This window comes from Caulobacter sp. B11, from assembly GCF_002737765.1.
Classification (GTDB): domain Bacteria; phylum Pseudomonadota; class Alphaproteobacteria; order Caulobacterales; family Caulobacteraceae; genus Caulobacter.
This window is the reverse complement of the sequence record NZ_PEGG01000350.1, coordinates 1-3,043: the sequence shown is the minus strand read 5'-3', so window position 1 is coordinate 3,043 and position 3,043 is coordinate 1. Positions and strand designations below refer to the sequence as shown.

The window sequence follows — 3,043 nt, the reverse complement described above, 5'->3', positions numbered from 1 at the left end:
ACATTGTCTAACCACCGCAACAGGTCCGTGCTCGGCCGGAGGGTCACCTTGGCCCTGCTGGCGGGCGCTTCGACCATGGCCCTGTCCACCGGCGCCTTCGCCCAGGACAACACCCAGGTCGACGAAGTCGTCGTCACCGGCATCCGTGGCTCGCAGCTGCGTTCGGTCGACGTCAAGCGCAAGGAAGTCGCGATCGTCGACGCGATCTCGTCGGAAGACATCGGCAAGCTGCCCGACGTCACCATCGTCGACGCCCTTCAGCGTATTTCGGGCGTGCAGATCCGGCGTGACGCCGGCGAGGGCACCTCGGTCAATATCCGCGGCCTGGCCCAGGTCATCACCCTGCTGAATGGCGAGCAATATCTCAGCGCCGGCAATATGGGCTCGGCCCAGCCGAACCTGAACGACGTTCCCGCCCAGCTGATGAACCAGGTGCTGGTCTACAAGTCGACCAATCCCAACAATCCGCTGTCAGGCATCTCCGGCACGATCGACCTGCGCACCCGCCGGCCGTTCCAGATGGCCGAGGGCTTCCAACTGGCCGGCGGCGTCGAAGGACAAAGCGGCGACCGCACCCAGGAGAAGGACTATCTGGTCAACGCCCTGGCCAGCTGGCGCAATGATCGCGTCGGGGTCATGGTCTCCGCGGCGGCGAGCAAGTCCAATCTCGGCAACAACTTCTCCGGCGCCGTCGGCCTTTCCGGCAACAACGACTGGGGCGGCGGCAACCCGAACAACTTCGTCTCGCCGCACGGCTTCGAAAGCTTCAATCGCGTGGTTGAGCGCGATCGCTTGGGCGTCAACGCGGCGTTCGAGGCCGACCTCGGTGAAGGCTTCACCCTGGTCGCCGAAGGCTTCTACGCCCAGTTGGACGAGTATAACCGCGGCACCGGCATCAACATCTCCAACCGTTGGGACGGCGGCGCGTTCGGCAACTGGACCAAGCCGACCGACTTCCAGGCGACCGGCGTCAACGGCTCCAATGGCCGCCCCTGGCTGGCTGTCGACGAATATGACATCGACGCCTGGTGGATCAATTCGTTCAGCGTCAACCGCACCACCAAGTCGACGACCAAGAATTACAATCTTGAGCTGAAATACGACAACGGCGGCAAGTTCACCAGCGAAGTGCGGGCCATCCGCGCCAACGGCGAGCGCCTATCCATGAACGGTCAGGCCCAGGGCGACCTGAGCAACTGGCAGTATGGACCTGACCGCTTCAACCTGTTCCGCGACGCCAATGACCGCACCCGCGGCACCTTCTATCCGTCGTCGATCTGTTCGCAGTATCCGACCTCGCAGCGCAGCAACGCCGTCGTCGGCAGCGCCGGCGGGTGCTACCTGAACCCCAACCCGCTGGGCTATGGTCAGAACCCGCAGCTGCACTACGACATCAGCGGCGATCACCCCGTGTGGAGCGGCTTCGACACCGCGATCTCCGGCGGCCTGGGCGCGGGCAAGACCCTGCGCGACTACATGGCCAACAAGGAAAGCTACGCGATCGGCGCCTTCTCGTCGGAAGGCAATAACGAAGTCACCTCGGACATGAACGTGTTCCGCGCCGACGGCCACTACGCCTTCGACGACAAGTTCCTGGGCTTCATCACCAAGGTCGACGCCGGCGTTCGTCAGAGCGACCGCTCGGTCAGCGTCGAGCAGTTCCACCTGTTCTCGGGCTTCTACGGCGGCTCGCCCGGCGCGGTCCAGGCCAATGGCTCGCCGGTTCCGGCCGGGGGCTGCGAGGCCCAGTGGAAGGCCATCGACGTGGTCATGAACCAGAACCAGTGCCAGGCGGGCGAGTTCGTCTCCAACCCCGACCCGGTGGCTCGCCTGACGACCCCGCTGGTCTTCCAAGGCTACACGATCAACCGCCCGACCAAGCTGTCGACCTATAACAACGTCCAGTGGGTCAATGATCTGGGCGGCATCACCTCGGGCATGCCGGGCTTCTGGGCGATTGACCCGCGCGACTTCGACGACGCCGAGGCTTTCCACAAGAAGGTGTTCGGCGGCGCCATTCGCGTCACCATCCCGGGTCAGACCTATGATGTCAGCCTGAAGGAGCAGAGCGCCTTCGGCGCGGCGGACTTCGAGATCGGCGCCCTGTCCGGCAATATCGGCCTTCGCGTCATCGAGACCGAGCTGACCGTCAAGCAGAACCTGACCGGCGACGTGCGCAACTATGGCGACACCAATGCCGACACCGGCGATGCGGTCAGCAAGCGCAAATATACCGACTGGCTGCCGTCGCTGAACGCCAGCTACGACATCAGCGACCACTGGAAGGCCCGCTTCGCCTACAGCAAGACCATGCAGCCGCTCGACCTGGGCAACTATGGCGGCGGTCTGAGCATCTTCACCTCGGACTGCGGCGCGGCCCTGCCAAACGTGCGCTGCGTTACTGGCGCCAGCTCCTCGGGCAACCCGAACCTGGATCCGTGGCGCGCGTCCAACCTCGATCTGGCGCTCGAATACTATTTCGGCCGCGCCAGCATGCTGAACATCTCGGCCTTCAAGCTGAAGATCGACAGCTTCGTCACCGGCGGCACCACCACCGGCCGCTTCCCCGACCAAGACGGCGTCATTCGTCGCACCGTCAATGTCACCCAGCCCATCCAGGGCGAGGGCGGTTCGGTCGAGGGTCTGGAAGTCGGCGCCAAGCTGGCCTTCGACGACATCCTGACCGACGGCGGGATCTTCTCGAAGTTCGGTGTCGACACCAACTACACCTACTCGCCCAGCGAGGAGGACCGGATCGGCGTCGATGGCAGCAAGCTGCCCTTCACCGACAACTCCAAGCACCAGTACAATCTGGTGGGCTGGTACCAGGACGAGAAGGTGCAGGCCCGCGTGGCCTACAACTATCGCTCCGAGCGTCTCAATGGCCTGATGAGCAACGTGCCGATCTATCAGGACACGACCGGCTATGTTGACGTCAATGTCAGCTACAACGTCCGTGACAATGTCACGGTCTATTTCAACGGCTCGAATGTGAGCGGCGAGATCGAGAACTATTTCTTCAAGTTCGCGGACGGCAAGACTC

1 protein-coding gene is annotated in these 3,043 nt (G+C 63.5%); it reads left to right on the top strand.

The features are described 5' to 3' along the window. Nucleotides 1-3: 3 nt before the first annotated feature. A partial coding sequence (locus CSW58_RS12525; RefSeq protein WP_236627819.1) for a TonB-dependent receptor occupies nucleotides 4-3,043 on the top strand: 3,040 nt, incomplete at its 3' end.